Source organism: Cohnella lubricantis, from assembly GCF_014212015.1.
Taxonomy (GTDB): Bacteria; Bacillota; Bacilli; order Paenibacillales; family Paenibacillaceae; genus Cohnella; species Cohnella lubricantis.
The window spans coordinates 34,558-53,196 of the sequence record NZ_JACJVN010000021.1 but is presented as its reverse complement, the minus strand read 5'-3'; the positions used below and the strand labels follow the sequence as shown (position 1 = coordinate 53,196).

General features: G+C 58.9%; 16 protein-coding genes and 1 riboswitch. Of the genes, 3 read left to right on the top strand and 13 right to left on the bottom strand.

What is annotated here, in order from left to right; all coding sequences use genetic code 11:
- Positions 1 to 169 precede the first annotated feature (169 nt).
- Entirely contained in the window at positions 170 to 910 is a 741-nt protein-coding gene (locus H4Q31_RS05240; protein ID WP_185178016.1) for a hypothetical protein, read from the top strand.
- A gap of 104 nt (positions 911 to 1,014) precedes the next feature.
- Positions 1,015 to 2,715 carry a histidine kinase N-terminal 7TM domain-containing diguanylate cyclase gene (locus H4Q31_RS05235; RefSeq protein ID WP_185178015.1) on the top strand — a complete coding sequence of 567 codons (1,701 nt, stop codon included), beginning with the start codon at positions 1,015 to 1,017 and terminating at the stop codon, positions 2,713 to 2,715.
- Positions 2,716 to 3,334: 619 nt separating this feature from the next.
- Here H4Q31_RS05235 and trxA read toward each other — a convergent pair.
- From trxA to H4Q31_RS05220, 3 genes are all read right to left on the bottom strand, one after another.
- A complete protein-coding gene (gene trxA, locus H4Q31_RS05230; RefSeq protein ID WP_185178014.1) occupies positions 3,335 to 3,646 on the bottom strand; it encodes a thioredoxin in 312 nt (103 codons plus the stop codon).
- Between the two features lie 118 nt (positions 3,647 to 3,764).
- Entirely contained in the window at positions 3,765 to 4,190 is a 426-nt protein-coding gene (locus H4Q31_RS05225; RefSeq protein ID WP_185178013.1) for an RrF2 family transcriptional regulator, read from the bottom strand.
- 62 nt (positions 4,191 to 4,252) lie between these two features.
- A complete protein-coding gene (locus H4Q31_RS05220) occupies positions 4,253 to 5,080 on the bottom strand; it encodes an aldo/keto reductase (protein WP_185178012.1) in 828 nt (275 codons plus the stop codon).
- 130 nt (positions 5,081 to 5,210) lie between these two features.
- Here H4Q31_RS05220 and H4Q31_RS05215 point away from each other — a divergent pair, with 130 nt between their 5' ends.
- On the top strand, positions 5,211 to 5,858 hold the full coding sequence (locus H4Q31_RS05215) for a DsbA family oxidoreductase (RefSeq protein WP_185178011.1): 648 nt from the start codon (positions 5,211 to 5,213) through the stop codon (positions 5,856 to 5,858).
- Positions 5,859 to 6,330: 472 nt separating this feature from the next.
- Here the strand turns inward: H4Q31_RS05215 and H4Q31_RS05210 are convergent, their stop codons facing one another.
- From H4Q31_RS05210 to H4Q31_RS05165, 10 genes are all read right to left on the bottom strand, one after another.
- Positions 6,331 to 7,416 carry an ABC transporter ATP-binding protein gene (locus H4Q31_RS05210; RefSeq protein ID WP_245347257.1) on the bottom strand — a complete coding sequence of 362 codons (1,086 nt, stop codon included), beginning with the start codon at positions 7,414 to 7,416 and terminating at the stop codon, positions 6,331 to 6,333.
- Positions 7,413 to 8,405, bottom strand: a complete 993-nt coding sequence (locus H4Q31_RS05205; RefSeq protein WP_185178010.1) for an ABC transporter ATP-binding protein — start codon at positions 8,403 to 8,405, stop codon at positions 7,413 to 7,415. The genes H4Q31_RS05210 and H4Q31_RS05205 overlap by 4 nt, the downstream gene beginning before the upstream one ends.
- Entirely contained in the window at positions 8,372 to 9,334 is a 963-nt protein-coding gene (locus tag H4Q31_RS05200) for an ABC transporter permease (RefSeq protein WP_185178009.1), read from the bottom strand. The genes H4Q31_RS05205 and H4Q31_RS05200 overlap by 34 nt, the downstream gene beginning before the upstream one ends.
- Positions 9,331 to 10,302: an ABC transporter permease gene (locus tag H4Q31_RS05195; protein ID WP_185178008.1), complete on the bottom strand. Its 972-nt coding sequence runs from the start codon at positions 10,300 to 10,302 to the stop codon at positions 9,331 to 9,333. Before H4Q31_RS05195 ends, H4Q31_RS05200 begins: the two co-directional genes overlap by 4 nt.
- A gap of 88 nt (positions 10,303 to 10,390) precedes the next feature.
- Positions 10,391 to 12,139, bottom strand: a complete 1,749-nt coding sequence (locus H4Q31_RS05190; protein ID WP_185178007.1) for an ABC transporter substrate-binding protein — start codon at positions 12,137 to 12,139, stop codon at positions 10,391 to 10,393.
- Between the two features lie 422 nt (positions 12,140 to 12,561).
- The gene (locus H4Q31_RS05185; protein ID WP_185178006.1) at positions 12,562 to 13,998 is read right to left on the bottom strand and encodes an NAD(P)/FAD-dependent oxidoreductase; all 1,437 of its coding nucleotides are present in this window, start codon (positions 13,996 to 13,998) and stop codon (positions 12,562 to 12,564) included.
- A gap of 95 nt (positions 13,999 to 14,093) precedes the next feature.
- Positions 14,094 to 14,193, bottom strand: a riboswitch (purine riboswitch).
- 256 nt (positions 14,194 to 14,449) lie between these two features.
- Entirely contained in the window at positions 14,450 to 15,313 is an 864-nt protein-coding gene (locus H4Q31_RS05180; RefSeq protein ID WP_185178005.1) for a transglutaminase family protein, read from the bottom strand.
- Positions 15,310 to 16,260: an alpha-E domain-containing protein gene (locus H4Q31_RS05175; RefSeq protein WP_185178004.1), complete on the bottom strand. Its 951-nt coding sequence runs from the start codon at positions 16,258 to 16,260 to the stop codon at positions 15,310 to 15,312. The genes H4Q31_RS05180 and H4Q31_RS05175 overlap by 4 nt, the downstream gene beginning before the upstream one ends.
- 19 nt (positions 16,261 to 16,279) lie before the next feature.
- Positions 16,280 to 17,737 (bottom strand): circularly permuted type 2 ATP-grasp protein, encoded by a 1,458-nt coding sequence (locus H4Q31_RS05170; protein ID WP_185178003.1) that lies wholly within the window; start codon positions 17,735 to 17,737, stop codon positions 16,280 to 16,282.
- 207 nt (positions 17,738 to 17,944) lie between these two features.
- Positions 17,945 to 18,430, bottom strand: a complete 486-nt coding sequence (locus tag H4Q31_RS05165; RefSeq protein ID WP_185178002.1) for a CcdC family protein — start codon at positions 18,428 to 18,430, stop codon at positions 17,945 to 17,947.
- Positions 18,431 to 18,639 lie beyond the last annotated feature (209 nt).

Genomic DNA, 18,639 nt, shown 5'->3' with positions numbered 1-18,639 from the left:
CGGCAGCGGACCGATCGGGTTCGCTGCCGTTGTTCGTTGTTCCGGCTCATCTGCCTGCGATTCCGGACGAGCAGAGCCCATTTTTGACGAACAAATGCGGTCAAGCGGAACATATCGCTCGTATTTGCGTCTAACGATTACCGTTACTTCTTCAATAGGAGGAATGAATATGACGCGCAGATGGCTCCCGCTCCTCACAGCGGCGGTGCTCGCGCTTCAGTTGGCCGGCTGCAGCGCCGGCGGCTCCGGGAACCGCTCGGACTCCGCCCCTTCAGCCTCCAGCTCAGAAGCTACTATGACAGCCTCTCCTACCGGCGTTCAGGAAGTTCCCGGCTCCGAACCCGCACCGTCTGGCGAAGTCTCGGCTCCCGAAGAGACGAATTCGCCTGATCCTGCGCCTTCTTCGCCTGCCGCGGATGAAGCGCTTCTGGATGCCGCCCATGAAGTGGCGGATGCCCTTCGCGACCGCGACCTGCCGCGGCTGCTCGATTGGATCAGCCTCGATACCGGCCTCCGCTTCTCGCCCTACGCGCATATGGACGATGGGCACGATATCGTCTGGCTGCCGCACGAGATCCCGTCGTTCAAGGATCCGGCAACGTTCGACTGGGGCGTCTATGACGGCTCCGGCGATCCGATTGAACTAACGTTCCGCGACTACTTCGAGAAGTTCGTCTATGACGAAGACTTCGCCGATGCGCCGAGCATCACCGCCAACAAGCTGGTCAGCCAGGGCAACGTTGAATTTAACGTCAAGGATATTTATCCGGATGCGTCGTTCGTGGAGTTCCACTTCCCCGGCGCCGATCAGAATGACGGCATGGACTGGAAGAGTCTCATTCTCGTCCTCACGCCTTCCGGACAGGACTGGAAGTTAAGCGCTATCGTTCACTCCCAGTGGACGATATAAGTTATATTTTTGACAATATTCGGTATTATTCGCTTCATTCGTTCCCATTCATCGTGTTCCTATGGTACGATGCTACTATTATTATTGACGGAGACATGTCCCCCATGGGTAACTCGATATCATCCTATATTACGATCGCCGCCCTCTCCGGCGTCTTGAACCTCATTCTGTTCTTCTTCGCGAGCTTGAAGAAGTCCAATTTCTCCGGCATTCGTTACTATGCGCTGAACGCCATCGCCTCCGCCATCTATGCATGGGGCTTCGCTTTCGAACTTGCCAGCCGTTCATTGGATGAGATCAAGTTCTGGGTTGCGGTCGAATATCTCGGCATGCCGTTCGCCCCCCCTCTATGCCTCCTGATCGCGATGCATTACGTCGGTATGGAACGGCGTCTGCGCGGAGCGTGGAAGCTGTTGATGTTCGTCATTCCTGCAATCTCGTTCCTCTTAGTCGCGACCAACGATTATCACCATTTGTTCTACCAGTCGATCTATCTGCGCGAAGGCGCGCCGACTCCCATGGCCGATATTAAGATGGGCGAATGGTACATCGTGCACGGGAGCTATACTTTCGGGTGCTTGTTCGCCGCCGTCCTCCTGCTGGCCCGGCATTGGACGAAGACCAAAGGAGCTTATCACCTCCAGCTTGGCATTCTGATCGCCAGCATGCTCGTTCCCATCGTCGCCGCGTTCGTCTATCTGATGGGCCTCACGCCGAACGGGATGGACCCGGTTCCGGTTCTCACCTGCCTAACGACGGCGCTGTCGGCGTGGGCTATCTTCACGAACCGCATGCTGACCGTCGTTCCCGTCGCCAGGGACACGATCTTCGAGAGCATGCGCGACGGCGTGCTCGTGCTGGATTCGGATGGACGCCTCGTCGACTACAACCATGCCGCCGCCGCGATGATCCCTTCCCTCGGGTACCCGGACGTTGGAAGATCGATCGACGAGATCTGGCGAGAGAAGAGCGGCAGCAGCTTCCCTCTCTGCTTGGCGGGCGACCGAGACGAACGGGAGTTCGCGGATGAGCAGACTAGGCAACACGAGCATGGCGGACAAGCTAGTCAAGGCATGCAGGGCGCGCAAGACAGGCAAGACGTGCAAGGCAGGCAAAGTGCGCTAGATGAACAAGCAGCGTTAGCTGATCAAGTGGAACAACAGATCGAGTGGCCGGGCAAGGACGGCGTATTCTATTATCGAATTCACTCGGCCGCCGTTCGCAAACCGAATGAGGCGCGGCCAGGCCGGATCGTCACGCTGATCGACGTGACGGAGCAGCGGAGACTGCAGCAGAATCTGCAGCTGCTGGCTTATTATGACGGGCTCACGCGGATCTACAATCGGACCCGGTTCCTTCACCTGAGCAAAGAGCAATTGGAACGATCAGCCGCCGCTGGGGAGCCGTTGTCCATTCTTCTCTTCGATATCGATTACTTTAAGCAAATCAACGACACATACGGACATGACGTGGGCGACGAGGCGCTGCGCCACGTCGTCTCGATCTGCAGCCGCGCGCTGGGACCGGACGCGCTGTTCGGGCGTTACGGCGGCGAGGAATTCGTCCTCTGCCTGCCGTCCGCCGGAATGGAGGCAGCAGCGGCTTGCGCCGAGCAATTGCGGCGGGACATCGCGGACAGCCCGCTCTCGATGCCGGATGGTGACATCCGCATCACCGCCAGCTTCGGCGTCGCCGAAGTGTCGGAGGCGGCTAACTCCATTCAGGCATTGCTGCGCGAGGCGGATAAGGCGCTCTATCGCTCCAAGGAGGGCGGACGCAACACGGTTCGGCTTGCCGGGGCATAGCGCGGATGGCGGCGTACGGGGAAGCCCGCGACAGATTGATGGCATCGGAGTACAGCGGCGCGGATGGACGTCGGGAATTTGCCGCCAGGTGCGGATGGACGTCGGGAATTTGCCGCCAGGTGCGGATGGACGTCGGGAATGTGCTGCCAGGTGCGCGGATAGCGCCGCGAGCTCGGAGCGTAGAGGAGCAACGGGAGACCACTCTATGCCCGCCAGCGTAATGGGCGAGGTACGTTGTGGGCGTTTAATGCACATGTACAGTTAGTTCAGCTCATCTCGGACTTTTGGGAAGAACTAATTGCAGTACGTGCAATTAGTTCGGCTGCCAAAGCTCCTCCAGAGGCTGCACACCCGAAACTAATTGTACATTCTGCAACTACGACCACCTCAAACAGGCTTTTCACGAAATTAACTGTACATTCTACAACTAGACTCCTCGGTGCCTGTTCCTCGGTGCCTGTTCCTCAGTCCCCAGTTCATACTCAGTAGTCCTCACTCCCTCGTCCCAACAGCAACAGCACCCAGCCCTCGCGGGTTGGGTGCTGTTGCTGTTGCATTTGCTTTAGCCTTCGTTACGCTGCGCTGTACGGCGCCAACAGCCGAAGCTGGCGAACCAATCTTACATTTGGTTCTGGATCTTCGTCTTGAGCGCGTCCTTGCTCTGCAGGCCGACCATCTTGTCGACCGGCTGGCCGTTCTTGAACAGGATCAGCGTCGGGATGCTCATCACGCCGAATTGCGAAGCCAGTTCCGGCTCTTCATCCACGTTGACCTTCGCGATCGTCGCTTGGCCCTTCAGTTCCTCGGACAGCTCCTCCACGATCGGAAGCTGCATCTTGCAAGGTCCGCACCAAGGCGCCCAGAAATCGAGCAAGGATACGCCTTCGGAGACGGTCGAGCTGAAGTTGTCTTTCGTTACGGCTACTGCCATGATACTCCACTCCTTCTTGGGGATGTATAATAGATGTTCACGAAATGTATGATGATCGGGGACCGGGTATCCGGATCCAAAACAAGCTTCTCCCCGCTGCATCCAAACTGTCTCTGCGTTAGGCGTTCTGCCGCTCCCGGATCTGCGCGAGCATCGAACCGATCGTGATCTGCGAGAAGTACTGCTCCAACTGCTGATCCGCTCCGCAGAACACCGAATTCATAACGTCCTGCATGTTCGATCCGACCATGCACTCCATCTCCGGGTTGCCTGAGCACCAGCTCGGAGCCAGCGATCCCGCCGCCATCGCGCGGTAGACATCGGCCAGCGTCACTTCCTCCGGCTCCTTGATGAGCGTGTAGCCGCCCCCGGAGCCTTCGCGGGTCGCGACGAAGCCTTCCTTGCGAAGACAACCGAGCACCTTGCGAATCCGCGCCGGATGCGTGCAGACGTTCGTGGCGATCTCTTCGCTCGATGCCGTCCCTTCCGGCCGATGCGCAAGAAGCACAAGACTGTGAACGGCAATGATAAATTCGCTATTCATCGATCTTCGCCTCCCCGGTCGTTACTGTAATATTATCAATTACAGTTAGAGATGTCAAGGGTTCAAAAGTCGAAGTTATCCGGATCCGCGCCGAACCGCCGATCCTCGTTCAACCCGTCGATCCTCGCCATGTCTTCGCGGCTGAGCTCGAAGCCGAAGACGTCCGCATTTTCCCGGATGCGCTCTGCTCTCGCCGACTTCGGAATCGTCACGATATCAAGCTGCAGATGCCAGCGGATTAGAATTTGGGCGGGTGTCTTGCCATACTTGGCCGAGAGCTCCTGAAGCAAGGGGATATCGAAGCCGCCCCTCATGAGCGGACGCCAGCTCTCCGCTTGAATGCCCTCGCGTTTGCAGAATTCCAGAAGCGGCTTGCGTGTCAGCAGCGGGTGCATCTCCACTTGATTGACCATCGGCTTGATGCGGCAGGAGCCCATCAGATCCTCCAGATGATGGACGAGGAAATTGCTGACGCCGATCGCCCGGACCTTGCCCTCCTCGTACAGCGTCTCCAGCGCGCGGTACGTCTCCTTATATTTTCCCGGAACGGGCCAATGCACTAAATAAAGATCCACGTAATCCAGCCCCAGCTTGTCCATGCTCGCCTGGAACGCCTTCAGCGCGGTGTCGTAGCCCTGCTCGCTGTTCCACACCTTCGTTGTGACGAAAATCTGTTCGCGCGGAACGCCCGAGCTGCGCACGGCTCTTCCGACGCTCGCTTCGTTCTCGTACAGCGCGGCCGTGTCGATCAGGCGATAACCGGCTTGAAGCGCTGCGCTGACCGCATTCTCCGTCTCCGGACCTTCCTTGGACCTCCAAACCCCGAGACCGAGCCGCGGCATCCGGATGCCGTTCAGCAATTCAACCGTCGATTGGGCGGTTAAGTTCATGATGGTTCTTCCTCTCTTCGGTTATTCGTTTGTAGGTTTTATTTTATCATCGGCGAACGGGCGGCGCACATTGTATCCGGCGAATCTGTCTGTCATACTAAGGGTGACTATGGGGTTAGAGGTGATTCGCATGCAGATCCGCATCTATTCCGATATGGTATGTCCGTGGTGCCGCATCGGCAAAAAGAATTTGTCAGACGCCATTCAAGAATGGGGCGAACGGACTGGAGAAGAAGTGGCGGTGAGCCATCACGCGTTCCTGCTGGACCCTTCCCTGCCGCCGGAAGGACTTCCTTATAAGGAGTCGATGGCGGCCAAGTTCGGAGGCGAGGATCGAGTCGCGCCTATGCTCGATCGGGTGCGGGAAGCCGGCGCGGCTGTCGGCGTCACGTTCCGCTGGGACCGGGTAACCCGCATGCCGAATACGGTGCTGGCGCATCGCGTGACGGCGCTGTTGCCGGAGGATCAGCGGGAGCAGTGGGTGGACGCCGTCATGTCGGCGTACTTCGAGTATGGCCGCGATATCGCCAAGCCGGAGGTATTACTTGAGCTGGCCGGCGATCTCGGCTTCGATGCCGGGAGCTTGAGCTTGCAGTTGAAGGAAGGCCGCGGCTCCGAAGAAGTGCAAGCCGATCTGGAGCAGGCGCAGCGCATGGGCATCAGCGGCGTGCCGTTCTTCGTCATCGACAATAAGTATGGCTTGTCGGGCGCCTATCCGGCGGCGGAATTCGTCCGCGCGTTCGAGAAGATCGCCGAGCAGAAGCAGCAGAACGGTTAGGCGATAGCCACTGACGCAAGTAGGTAACTGGATTACTCTCTTGCGTGGATATCCGGGGGTTCGGCGCAATGTAGGTAACTGGATTACTCTCTTGTGCGGATATCCGGGAGTGCGGCGCAATGTAGGTAACTGGATTACTCTCTTGCGCGGATAGCCGGGAGTTCGGTGCAATGTAGGTAACTGGATTACTCTCTTGCGTGGATATCCGGGGGTTCGGCGCAATGTAGGTAAATGGATTACTCTCTTGCGTGGATATCCGGGGGTTCGGCGCAATGTAGGTAACTGGATTACTCTCTTGCGCGCGCACGAGCCTTATCGACCCGGGCTCGCCCACTCGCGAATAGCACCAAAGCCCGCCTGGCACCCCAGGCGGGCTTTGGTGCTCTTGCTGTTGGCGGCAACCACTGCCGACCCGGCCGGTGCAGCTTGTGCGCTCAGCGCCGCCGCGCGGCCGTCGCCCCTCCCGCGGCGGCTACGCCAGCGGGAAGTGGCACGCCACTTGCCGGCCGGGTGCCGCTTCCAAGAGCGCCGGCTCCTCCGCGCGGCACCGTTCCTGCGCGAACGGGCAGCGCGTGTGGAAGCGGCAGCCGCTCGGCGGGTTCGCCGGCGACGGCACGTCGCCCTGCAGCACGATGCGCTCGCGCTTGCCCCGCAGCGTCGGCTGCGGAATGGCGGAGAGCAGCACCTGCGTATACGGGTGCAGCGGCTTCGCGAACAAAGCGTCCGTGTCCGCGACCTCTACCATTTTACCGAGATACATGACCCCGATCCGGTTCGAGATGTGACGGACGTCGTTGAGGCCGTGCGCGATGAACAGATAGGTCAGCCCCAGCTCCTCCTGCAGCTTCATCATCAGGTTCAGCACCTGCGACTGAACCGACACGTCGAGCGCCGACACCGCTTCGTCCGCGACGATGAACTTCGGCTCCAGCGCGATCGCCCGGGCGATGCCGATCCGCTGCCGCTGGCCGCCGGAGAATTCGTGCGGATAGCGGTTGCGCCGCGTCGCGTCCAGGCCGACAAGCTCCATCAGCTGCACGACGCGGTCGTCGATGGCGGCGGACGACAGCTTCGTGTGGAGCTTCAGCGGCTCGCCGATCAGATCGCGCACGAGGAAGCGCGGATTGAGCGACCCCATCGGATCCTGGAAAATAATCTGCATCTCCTCGCGCAACTCGCGCATCTCCCGCGGGCCCAGCGCATGGATGTTGCGGCCTTCGAATCGCACCTCGCCCGCCGTCGCGCTCTTCAAATTCAGCATGACGCGGCCAAGCGTCGACTTGCCGCAGCCGGATTCGCCGACCAAGCCGAACGTCTCGCCCTCGCGGACGCCGAAGGAGACGTCGTCCACCGCCTTCACATGGCCGACGACGCGGCTGAACAGCCCTCGCTTAATCGGGAAGTACTTCTTCAAATTCCGCGCCTCAATCAAATACGGCGCTGCCGATCCCGGCTCCGCCAACGTCCCGCCTGCCACGCTTAAGCCGACCGCCGCCGCGCCAGTCCCAACGGCATGGGGTCCCATCGCGTTCCGCTCGACTGCATTCGGCTCCGTCATGACGTCTTCACCTCCGGTCCGCTCTCCAGCCAGCAAGCCGAGCGATGCCCGTCCGGCGTCGGCAGGAGCGGCGGCTCCTCGCGGAAGCAGCGCTCCGCAGCAAACGGGCAGCGCGGGCTGAACCGGCAGCCCGCAGGCAATTCACCAAGTCGCGGTATGTTCCCTTGAATCGCATACAGCTCCGTGCCGCGCTCGCCCGACAGGCCGGGAATCGACTTCAGCAGCCCGTGCGTGTAGGGATGGCGGGAACGCTCGAAGATGTCCTCCGCCGTTCCTTCCTCGACGATCACGCCGGCATACATGACTGCGATGCGATCCGCCATCTCGGCCGCGACGCCCATGTCGTGCGTGATGAGCAGGATGGACATGCCCATCTCCCGCTTAAGCTTCTGCATCAGCTCCAGAATTTGAGCTTGAACCGTCACATCCAGCGCCGTCGTCGGTTCGTCGGCGATGACCAGCTCCGGGTCGCAAGCGAGCGCCATCGCGATGACGACACGCTGGCACATGCCGCCGGACATCTCATGCGGGTACTGCCGCGCTCGCACTTCCGGATCGGGGATTCCGACGAGCCGCAGCATATCGATCACTCTGCTCCAAGCGGCTCCAGCACTCAGCTGCTTATGAAGCCGAAGGCTCTCCGCGATCTGTTCGCCCACGGTGAACACCGGGTTAAGCGCCGACATCGGGTCCTGGAACACCATCGTGATCTTGTTGCCGCGGATCCGGCGCATCTCCTCTTGGGACTTCACCGTCAGGTCTTGCCCTTGAAAATGCACTTCGCCTTCCGCGATTACGCCGCCCGCGTAATCGATCAGACGCATAACCGCGAGCGAAGCGACGCTCTTGCCGCTGCCGGATTCCCCGACGACACACAGCGTCTGCCCCTTCGGGAGCGACAGCGAGATCCGATCCGTCGCCCGGACGAACCCCTTCTCCGTCAGGAATCCGACCGTCAAATCTTTGATTTCGAGAAGCTCTTGCGCCATTGATCTAACCTCCTCGGGGACATCATCGCTTTCTTCCTCGGGTCCATCGCATCGCGCAGTCCGTCCCCGATGAAGTTCACGGCGAGCACGACAATGAGAATACATAGACCCGGATAGACGGCTTGCAACGGATCAATCAGCATGAACTCCTGCGCGTTGGACAGCATCTGCCCCCAGCTCGTCTGCGGCGGCTGCACGCCCATCCCCAGATACGAGAGCGCGGATTCGCTCAGAATGGCGCTGCCGACCATCAGCGTGGCGTTGACGATGATCGGAGCCGTCGCGTTGCGCAGCAAGTGGCGAATGATGATGCCCCAGCTCGATACGCCAATCGCTTGCGCGGCCTCTACGTACTGCATCTCCCGCAGCTGGAGGTACGATCCCCGAACGAGCCGTGCGACCCCCATCCAGCCCGTGAAGGTCAGAATGAGAATCATATAGATAAACTTCGGATCGAAAATAGCCAGCACGAGAATGTTCAGAAACAGCAGCGGAATGGAGTTCATCACGTCGACGAGACGCATGAAGATCGTGTCCGCCCATCCTCCGAAATAGCCGGAGACGGCGCCGATGAACGTGCCAATCATAACGGTTGCGACTGCTACGCTGAAGCCGACAAGCAAAGATACTCGGCTGCTGAACAACAAACGGGCGAATATATCCCGGCCTAGTTCATCCGTGCCGAGCAAGTGATTGCCGGTGCCCGGCTTCAGGTTCGGGAACATCATATCGATTCTGTCCGGCTTATAAGGCGTCAGCCATGGCGCGAGTGCTGCCACCAGCACGAAGAACACCAAGACGATCAGGCCGACAACCGCCAGCTTATTGCTCGAGAACTTCTTCCACCCCGTCCGAAGAGCGCCGGGAGGCCGTCTGCTGACCTTCGGATTGCCAGTCGGGGCTAAGGGAGCAGACTGGGTCTCGCTCATGCCGAGACTCCCCCCTTCTTCCCCAGCTTGACGCGCGGGTCAACGATCGCGTACAGGATGTCGGCCACTAAGTTGCCGACGACGACGAATAGAGCGGTCACGAGCGTAATCGCCATTAGCATGGAATATTCGCGCTGGCCCGCTGATTCGACGAACAAGCGTCCCATGCCCGGCCAATTAAATACCCTCTCCGTCAGAGCCGCGCCGGAGACGAGAATCGGCAGATCGAGACCGAGAATGGTAATGATCGGGATGAGCGCATTGCGCAGCGCGTGGCGGAACACGACTCGGCGTTCCTTCAGCCCCTTCGCGCGGGCCGTACGAATGTAATCCTGGTCCAATACCTCCAGCATGCTGGAGCGCGCGTACTTCATGTAGCTCGCGAGGAAGCCAAGCGACAGGACGGACACCGGCATGATCAGGTGAAGCAGCAAATCGCCGATATCGCCCTCATTCCCTAGCTTGTACATGTCGGATAGCGGGAGCCAGCCTAACTTCAACGCGAAGATCTCTTGCAGAATAATCCCGAACCAGAAGGACGGCATCGCGAATCCGATATAGGAGATGAAGGAAGCCGTCTGATCCGACAACCCGTATTCCCGGGTACTGTTGTAGATCCCCCACGGGATCGCGATAATGAGAGACACGATCCATGCCGCCGCCATGAGCACTAACGTATTCTTGACGGTCGGCCACATAATCTCGCCTACCGGGATGTTGTTCTTGAAAGTATTGCCGAGGTCGCCTTGAAGCATGTTCCCCAGCCACTTGACATATTGAATGGGTACTGGCTGATCAAGACCGAGATTGCGCTCCTGAATCTTCGCCACTTCGGGCGATACGCGAGGAGACATCATGATCGACTTGGGGCCGCCGGGGGCTGCATGAATTAACAGAAAAGCAACCACGGATATGAGGAACAGCACCAGAACGGACTGCAGCGTACGACGAATAAGATACTCCGTCAAGGTCATCGCCTCCTGGGGAAAGTAAAGAGAGAGGAAGGATCCGGCGGAACCTTCCCCTCACAAGCGCCATCCAGATGTCAAATCTGCTTTACTTAATCCACCAATTGATGATGTGGAAGAATTGTCCGTACGCCAGCGACGCTTCCGGCTTATCTTCTTCCGCATAGTTGATCTTCTTGTTGAACGCTTGCGGCGTGCCGTATTGATACAGGAAGATGTACGGCAGGTCAGCGGAGATCTCGGCGCCGATCTGCTTGTAGATCTCGGTGCGCTGCGCTTGATCAGTCGTCGAGTAACCGTCCACCCACAGCTGGTCGATCTTCTCGTTCTTGTACCAGATGTTGTTCTGTCCGGCCGGCGGATAGTACTTCGAGGAGAAGATGCTCTCTTGGTCCGGATCCGGGTTGCTAAGCGACCAGGCGCCGAGCGCGGCCTCGAATACGCCCGGATTCAAGTTCTGATCGACCCACGTCGCGAAGTCCAGCGCCGTCGTCTTCACCTCGATGCCGACGTCCTTCAAGTTCTGCTGGATAACGGCGGCTACCGATTCGCGGCGGCTGTTGCCCGAGTTGTACTGAAGCTCGAACGAGAACTTATGGCCATCCTTCTCGAGAATGCCGTCCTTGCCCGCAACCCAGCCGTCTTCGGCGAGAAGCTGCTTCGCCTTCTCGGGATCGTAGGTATAATTCGTCGCCGCGTCTCCCGGATTGGCCCAAGAGGTCGCGAGGAACGGCGAGTTCATGAGCGTGCCCGTACCCTTCAGAATGTTGTCGACCATGCCTTGGCGGTTAAGCGCATAAGCGATCGCTTGACGGGTCTTCTGGCCCTTAAACAGCGAATAGTTGCCCGGGAAGTTCTCGTCCTTGAAGTTGAAGGCAAAGTACTCATATTGCGGTCCCGGCGCCAGATTCACCGCGATGTCCGAATTGCCTTGGACGGTCTCGAGCAGCGGCAGCGGCACGGCAGCGGTCATGTCGATGTCGCCCGTGAGGAGCGCTTGGACCTCCGTATTCTGGTCGGCGTAGATCTTGTAAGTGATCTTCTGAATGTGCGGCTTGACGGAGCCCCAATAATTCGGGTCGGCTTCGAACGTCAAGTATTGGCCCTTGTTCCACTCCGTCCACTTCCACGGTCCGTTCGTGACGGTCTGGGCCACGTCGGAGCCGTACGGATGCTTCTCGAGTTCCGTAACCGGCACGTCCTTGAGAATGTGATATGGAGCAAGCGCCGTATAGAGGGAATAAATAAACGGAGCATAGACTTGCTTCAGCTTGAAGGTAACGGTCTTGTCATCCACCTTCGTGATCGTGTCAATCTTGTCGGTGACGCTGATGGCCGGCGAACCGGCGTCCGGATTCTTCATCGTGTTATAAGTGAAGAGGATATCATCGGCGGATACCGGCGTCCCGTCGTTCCACTTGGCTTCGGGCTTCAGCTTGACGGTATAGCTCAGGCCGTCGGCGCTGATCTCCGGCAAGGAAGCGGCCAGCGACCATGGTTCGGCAGCGACCTTGCCGCTGCGGTCCAGATCGTACAGGTTGGCGAGGGCGAAGGTGGCGACATCGCCGGAGGATGTGTCTTGAATATAGATCGGATTGATCGCTACAATGTCGGAGAACGTGCCGATGACGAGGCTTCCGCCGTCAACCGGCGCATTCGGGTCCTCAGACGGACTGGCGCTCGGCGATTCGCTGGGGGATGCACTGGATGCGGATGCCGATGGGCTCGGCGATGCGGAGGAGTTCGTAGTATTATTGTTATTGCTGCAGGCGGCTAGCAATGAACCGGCTAGCGCGATGATGGACAAGCATACGGTTAACTTGTTCATTCTCTTCATGAATCCAACTCTCCCTTGATCCGAATGGACGTTCACTACCACTTGTGCCTGCACCAGTTGGTTAGCCAGTCTCTCTTCCGACCTTTTGCCTTTTCATTTGTCGAAATTTTCCGATAATTAAAGGCGGGGATCTTGCAATATGACGAAATATGTAATATATCACCTCCGCTACGGTAAATTACCTAACATAGTTTTCTCAAAGAATTATATAAATTTATCGCGGAGTTTACAATTGTTTTCTGAAAATTAACACAGTTATTTAAATGCACAATTGGAATATAAATACTTTTGTTCTCAAAAGCTGTACAGCGGCTATCGAATACAGCGACGACGCGTTAAACATCCGATAACGACGCTGGCGGAGCGACCCGCTCGCTCCGCCATGCCATCTTGCCGCGGTATTCGCCTATCACCCGCGCCTATTATCCGCCGATGCGCTCCGCAATGCCGCGAGCGATCCAGACGCCCGCCGCGCCGGCCTGCGCCAAGCCGCGCGTGACGCCCGCTCCGTCGCCGCCGCAATAGAGCCCTTCGATCTCGGATTCGAGCCGATCGTTCAAGAGCGGCCGCGCCGAATAGAACTTCGCTTCCACGCCGTAGAACAGCGTGTGCTCGGAGGCGATGCCCGGCGTTACCTTCTCCAGCGCCTCTACCATCTCTACCAAGCTCTTCATCGTGTTATACGGCAGCACGAGCCCCAGATCGCCCGGCACCGCTTCCTTCAGCGTCGGCTCCAGGAAGCCTTCCTTGATGCGGTCGGCGGTCGAGCGCCGGCCGCGCAGAATGTCACCGTACTTCTGCACGATGACGCCGCCGTTGGAGAGGTCGTTCGCCCGCTTGCAGATCTCGCGGGCGTATTCGTTCGGCTTGTCGAACGGCTCGGTGAACTTGTGCGAGACGAGCAGCGCGAAGTTCGTGTTGCTCGATCCGAGGGCCGGGTCCTTGAACGCATGGCCGTTGGCGGCCATGACGCCGCTATGATTCTCGACGACGACGTGTCCTGAAGGATTGCTGCAGAACGTCCGCACGCGCGTGCCGACCGACGTATTGTAGATGAACTTGCCCTCGTAGAGGTTCTCGTTGATCTCGCGCATGACGATATCCGAGGTCTCGACGCGCACGCCGACGTCCACCTGGTTGTTGTACATCTTCAGGCGGCGCTTGCGCAGCACCTCTGTCATCCAAGCCGATCCGTCGCGTCCGGGAGCGACCACGACCGTATCAGCGAGAATCTCCTCCCCGTTCTTCAGCAGAACGCCGCGAACGCGATGCTTGCCGTCCTTCTTCTCCGTTAACAGGTCTGCGACTTCCGTCTTGAAGAGCATGTCAATGCGAGTCTCCAAGTAGTCGGCAATTGACTTCATAATCTCCAGATTCTGCTCGGTGCCCAGATGGCGCACTTGCGCGCGAAGCAGCTTCAGTCCCGCGGCGTATGCCCGGCGCTCGATGCCCTTGACGGTATCGGTCGTCGGGTCGGTGATCGTATCCGTGGCGCCGTGCTCCAGATTCACCTCGTCCACGTAGCGGATGAGCGAGAGCACTTGAGAAGCCGGCAGATAGTCGGTCAGCCAGCCGCCGAACTCGGTCGTAATATTGAACTTCCCATCGCTGTAAGCGCCTGCGCCGCCGAAGCCCGCCGTAATGGAGCAGGCCGGGAGACAGCCGGCGAATTCCTTCTTCCCGGCCGCAGGAGGACAGAGCTTAATCTTCTCCTCCAGAATCGGACAGCTCCGGCGGCGAATCTCGTGCCCTTTGTCCACGAGCAGCACCTTCAGCTCCGGCGCCTTGCGGCTCAACTCATAACAAGCAAAGATTCCTGCGGGTCCGGCACCAACAACGACGACGTCATAACGATTCAATGAAGTCATCCTTCCCATAATTTAGACTGTGGTCCGCCGCAGCCGGCAAAAACGCAAAAAATCCCGGCTACAGACGGCAGGTGATAACGTTACGGTTAACGTCCCACTTCCGTCGTAGTCAGGAATTTGCGGTTCCCGGTAGAGACTCCCGGCCCATATCGCCGGGGATATACGAGAGGAAGAAACATATGAAGGCCATAAGGCACTTCAAATGCTACCCCGAATACCCGAATATGTCAAGCGATCATACGACTAATTATTCGCTATTTAAAGGATGATGGCGATAATTAGCGATAAAATATGAAATAGAAGGGCATGAATCCGAACGATATCGCGCCGCCTCAACTGTTCCATTCGGTCCCCGCGGCCAACCGCCTTCCAGCTTGCGCGACGCGACCGCAGCCATTCAGCCCGCAGGCGTTCGGCCCGCAGGCAGTTCAGCCGCAACCGTTCAGCCCGCCGCTAGCCGCACATCCACCGTCACCAGCAGCTCCTGTTCGCCGGTGCCGCGGTAGATGCCTTTGACCGGCACGATGTCCAGGTAATCGCGGCCGTGCGCGAGCTTGATGTAGCGCCAGTCGACGAGCCCGTTGTTCGTCGGGTCGAAGCCCTGCCAGCCGACGCCCGGCACGTAGGCCTCCACCCACGCGTGCGAGGCCTGCTCGAAGTCCGCGCCGCGCCCCTGCAGGTCGCCGACGTAGTGATAGCCGCTCACATAGCGGGCGGCCACGCCGCGAATGCGGCACACCGAGAGCATCAGGTGCGCGAAGTCCTGGCACACGCCTGCGCCAAGGCCGATCAGCTCATCAGACGTCGTCTGCACCCCCGTCGACTGCGGCTTATATTCGAAGTCCTCGTTGATCCGCCGCGTCGCCTCAAGCGCGAAGCCATAGACGCCGCCTTCGTCCCCGCCGATCCCGTGCGCATATGCCGCCACATTCGGATGGAAGGATGCATAGACAGTCGGGAGCAAATATTCGGCGTTCGCATTCACGAATGCCGCGCTTCGCACCTTCGCCCACTCGGCATACGGGTCGGCGTCGGGGACGCGCGAATAAGAAGAATCTCTCGTCACGACGGTTGAACGCGATGTAATGACGAGCTCACGGTGCGGCTCGTAAGCCGTGAATGAATGCACCCGATTGCCGAAGTAGTCTTCGTAAGACAGCAGCGAGACATTCGGATCGATCGCCAGCGTATGATGGTAGCAAGCCTGCCGCTCGTCCGTACGCGGCGCGAGGCGAAGCTCATTGACACTGTCCGATACGTTGTCCCCATACCGGTACCTTGTTGTATGGCAGATCTCCAGCCTCATGCGATAACCTCCCATCCAGGGGAAAAAAACGCCCGCGCCATCGCCTCTCCCAATTGGCGATTGGCGGCGAGCAACTGCCCGATCACCGCTCCGATCGAGGCTGGCGTCACATCCTGCCGGTCCAGCCAGCTCAGTTCGGATCGAGCTTTGCCGGCCATGCGGATAATCTTGTCGATTGCGGCACCGGACCGGTCGGCCCCCGACTTCATCGCTCGAACGCTTGTCTCGAATGACGCGATCGCGTAATGGGCCGACCGCGGGAACGCCTCCTGCAGCAGCAGGAACGAAGCGACCTCTTCGAGCGACAGCTCCTCGATCGCGAGCCGCCGATAGGCTTCGTAGCCGCCGACCGACTTCAGAACGGCCAGCAAGCAGGAGAAGCTGGACTCTCCCTTCTCGCTGACTGTCTGGCTGACCGATTGCAGCAGGCGAACGATATTTTCAGATCGTTCCAGGTATCTTCCGCTCTCCATCAGGTGCCACGAATGGTCGCGCAGCGTGATGGACACCGCCGTTCCTTGGAAAGCCGCCAATCCCTCCTTCACCCGCTCGAAGAACCGGTGCGGCTCGGCGATCACTTCCCCGATGGCAGCTTGACGCAGCCACAGATAGAAGCCGTTCAACCGATTCCACAGATCGGACGGAAGCTGCTCCCGTATCTTCTTCAGATTATCCCGCGCCTGCGCGATGCACGTAATGAGCGAGTTCGGCTGGCTTGGATCGAGCGTCAAGTAATGCAGCACTTCCCGTTCCCGGTACTCGCGGTATCTCTCCTCGTAGCCGGATAGATCGCCGATCGCGCCGACGATCCGCTTCCACAGCCCCGCATCCTCTCCGTCCGCCTCCTCGCGAACGTGATAATACACGTCGATCAGGCGCGCATGGTTCTCCGCCCGTTCCGTGTAACGGCCGATCCAGAACAACGACTCGGCTGTTCGGTCCAACATGGCTACTCCCCCTTGGCAATTATCTCGCGAGCACCCAGGTGTCCTTGCACCCGCCGCCTTGCGACGAGTTGACGACAAGCGAGCCTTCCCTCATCGCGACCCGCGTCAGCCCTCCCGGCAGCACATGCACGTTCGGCCCGTCGGAGATCGCGAACACCCTTAGGTCGATGTGCCGCGACACCAGCTTGCCGTCCAGCACGACCGGCGCCGTCGACAGCTGAATCGTCGGCTGGGCGATATAATTGTCCGGATTGTCGCGAATCTTCTCCGCGAACCGCTCCCGTTCCCGTTCGGTCGAGGACGGGCCGATCAGCATGCCGTACCCGCCGGACAGAGCCGTCTCCTTGACGACCATCTGGTCCAGCCGCTCCAGCACATATTCGCGCTCCTCCGGGCGGCTCATCAGATACGTCGGCACGTTCGCCAGGATCGGCTTCTCGTTCAAGTAATACCGGATCATCTCCGGCACGAACGAATAGATCGCTTTGTCGTCGGCCACGCCGGTTCCCGGCGCGTTGGCGATGGCTACATTGCCGAACCGGTAGGCATTCATCAGGCCGGCGACGCCGAGCAGCGAATCCGGCCGGAATGCCAGCGGATCGAGGAAGTCGTCGTCGATGCGGCGATACAGGACGTCTACCCGCTTCAGCCCGTTCAGGCTTCGGATATAGATCTTGTGGTCGCGGCAGACCAAGTCGCGCCCTTCCACCAGCTCAAGCCCCATCTGCTGAGCCAGGAACGCATGCTCGAAGTAAGCGGAATTGAAGCTGCCCGGCGTGAGCAGCGCAATGACGGGATCGCTCTTGCCGCCCGGCGCCAGATGGCGAAGCGCGGAGCGGAAGGCGCCAAGCGATCGGTCGAGGCCGCGGACCGGGTAGGAGAAGTACATCTCGGGGAAGTCATGCGTCATGATTGATCGGCTCTTGTAGATGTAGGAGAAGCCAGACGGCGAGCGCAGGTTGTCCTCGAGAACGAAGAAGCGTCCTTGTTCGTCGCGGATCAAGTCGATGCCGGACGCCGTAATATATGTGCCCGCGGGAACGGACATGCGCATCATCTCGGTACGGAAGTATCGGTTGCCGAGCACCATGCGGCGGGGAATGAGGCCATCCTTGAAAATGTTCTGATCATGATACACGTCGCGGAGGAATGCGTTCAGCGCCCGTACGCGCTGGCTGACCCCCCGCTCGATCACGTCCCATTCTTCGGCCGTCAGAATCCGGGGCAAGAAGTCGAACGGGATCGTTCGCTCGAGCGCATCCGGCTGGTCGGCCTGCGCCAGCGTGAACGTGATGCCTTCCTCCAGCAGCCGGCGATTCATGGCCGCTTGGCGGGCTTCCCGCTCGGAGAAGCTAAGGCGAGACAGAAGGGCCTGTACCCTCTCGTAATGGGGCCTTACTGCCTGGCCGCTGAACATCTCGTCATAGAATCGGGTTGGAGAAGGGGGAAGCGAAGAGATCGCGTTCCAAAGTTCCATGCGGATCGGCTCCTCTGCCGAGGAATTGGTATTAATTGTTATGATATGGTCAGCCGATCTAAGTGTCAATATTGTTTACACATGTCCTTGAAAATTTAACCTTACATTGACGTTGATATTTCTCTTTATGTTAGTTTTGAGTCATATATGTAGCAGTAAAAGAAGCGATTCGCTCCTTGTGAGCGCCTCGCTTCCGAATGTTCGTATTTAGGCCGCGGCATCCATCTTCCGTTTGAGCGCGATAAATCTCCGCGCCATGGCGACGCGCCAAGGGAGGAGCATTCCGAAGGCCAGCAGGAAGAAGAGCGCAGCCGTCTGCGGGATGGTGACATGCTTCTCGACGACGTCATGAAGCAGAATTCGAACGACAAGCAAGGCGATGATGATCACGATGAAGATTTTCGACCGCTTGAGATAGACCTCTCCGTCCTTCACTTCGAAGTGGGAGGTGAGAATAAGCGGATACGCGAAGAACACCGCTCCGACCGCCCAGGCAATCAGCCCCCACAGGAAGTGGATGCGCACGTCGGGGACGACGAACATCAGGAAGCCGGTCGCCATCCCGAGCGGAGGCGCGACGATCTTCCGAAGGTTGGTCGGCTTGCTCGTCCCCCGAAGCCGAAGCGTAATGACAAGCACCCCGGCAGCGACCGAAGCAGCTAGAGATAATAGCTGAGGAAGCGATGTGGACATATCGATGAAGACTCCTTTCCGGCATGGGGAAGACCCCTTATCTATTGTAATGGCGATAGATCATCGCCGCAAATCGCCTTTCTGTGTTAAACTATAGACAACATGGACATCCTAAGTCCGACGGAAAGGGTGGATTCCGCCCATGATTGCAATTGAATCGTTAGCCGATATAGATACCAGCAGGTCTTCAGCCGATAGGTTGAGGACCT

Excerpts from the sequence above, each read along its gene's own strand:
- H4Q31_RS05240 (WP_185178016.1), top strand. The coding sequence starts at position 170 with ATGACGCGCAGATGGCTCCCGCTCCTCACAGCGGCGGTGCTCGCGCTT.
- H4Q31_RS05235 (WP_185178015.1), top strand. The coding sequence starts at position 1,015 with ATGGGTAACTCGATATCATCCTATATTACGATCGCCGCCCTCTCCGGC.
- trxA (WP_185178014.1), bottom strand. The coding sequence starts at position 3,646 with ATGGCAGTAGCCGTAACGAAAGACAACTTCAGCTCGACCGTCTCCGAA.
- H4Q31_RS05225 (WP_185178013.1), bottom strand. The coding sequence starts at position 4,190 with ATGAATAGCGAATTTATCATTGCCGTTCACAGTCTTGTGCTTCTTGCG.
- H4Q31_RS05220 (WP_185178012.1), bottom strand. The coding sequence starts at position 5,080 with ATGAACTTAACCGCCCAATCGACGGTTGAATTGCTGAACGGCATCCGG.
- H4Q31_RS05215 (WP_185178011.1), top strand. The coding sequence starts at position 5,211 with ATGCAGATCCGCATCTATTCCGATATGGTATGTCCGTGGTGCCGCATC.
- H4Q31_RS05210 (WP_245347257.1), bottom strand. The coding sequence starts at position 7,416 with ATGACGGAGCCGAATGCAGTCGAGCGGAACGCGATGGGACCCCATGCC.
- H4Q31_RS05205 (WP_185178010.1), bottom strand. The coding sequence starts at position 8,405 with ATGGCGCAAGAGCTTCTCGAAATCAAAGATTTGACGGTCGGATTCCTG.
- H4Q31_RS05200 (WP_185178009.1), bottom strand. The coding sequence starts at position 9,334 with ATGAGCGAGACCCAGTCTGCTCCCTTAGCCCCGACTGGCAATCCGAAG.
- H4Q31_RS05190 (WP_185178007.1), bottom strand. The coding sequence starts at position 12,139 with ATGAAGAGAATGAACAAGTTAACCGTATGCTTGTCCATCATCGCGCTA.
- H4Q31_RS05180 (WP_185178005.1), bottom strand. The coding sequence starts at position 15,313 with ATGAGGCTGGAGATCTGCCATACAACAAGGTACCGGTATGGGGACAAC.
- H4Q31_RS05175 (WP_185178004.1), bottom strand. The coding sequence starts at position 16,260 with ATGTTGGACCGAACAGCCGAGTCGTTGTTCTGGATCGGCCGTTACACG.
- H4Q31_RS05170 (WP_185178003.1), bottom strand. The coding sequence starts at position 17,737 with ATGGAACTTTGGAACGCGATCTCTTCGCTTCCCCCTTCTCCAACCCGA.
- H4Q31_RS05165 (WP_185178002.1), bottom strand. The coding sequence starts at position 18,430 with ATGTCCACATCGCTTCCTCAGCTATTATCTCTAGCTGCTTCGGTCGCT.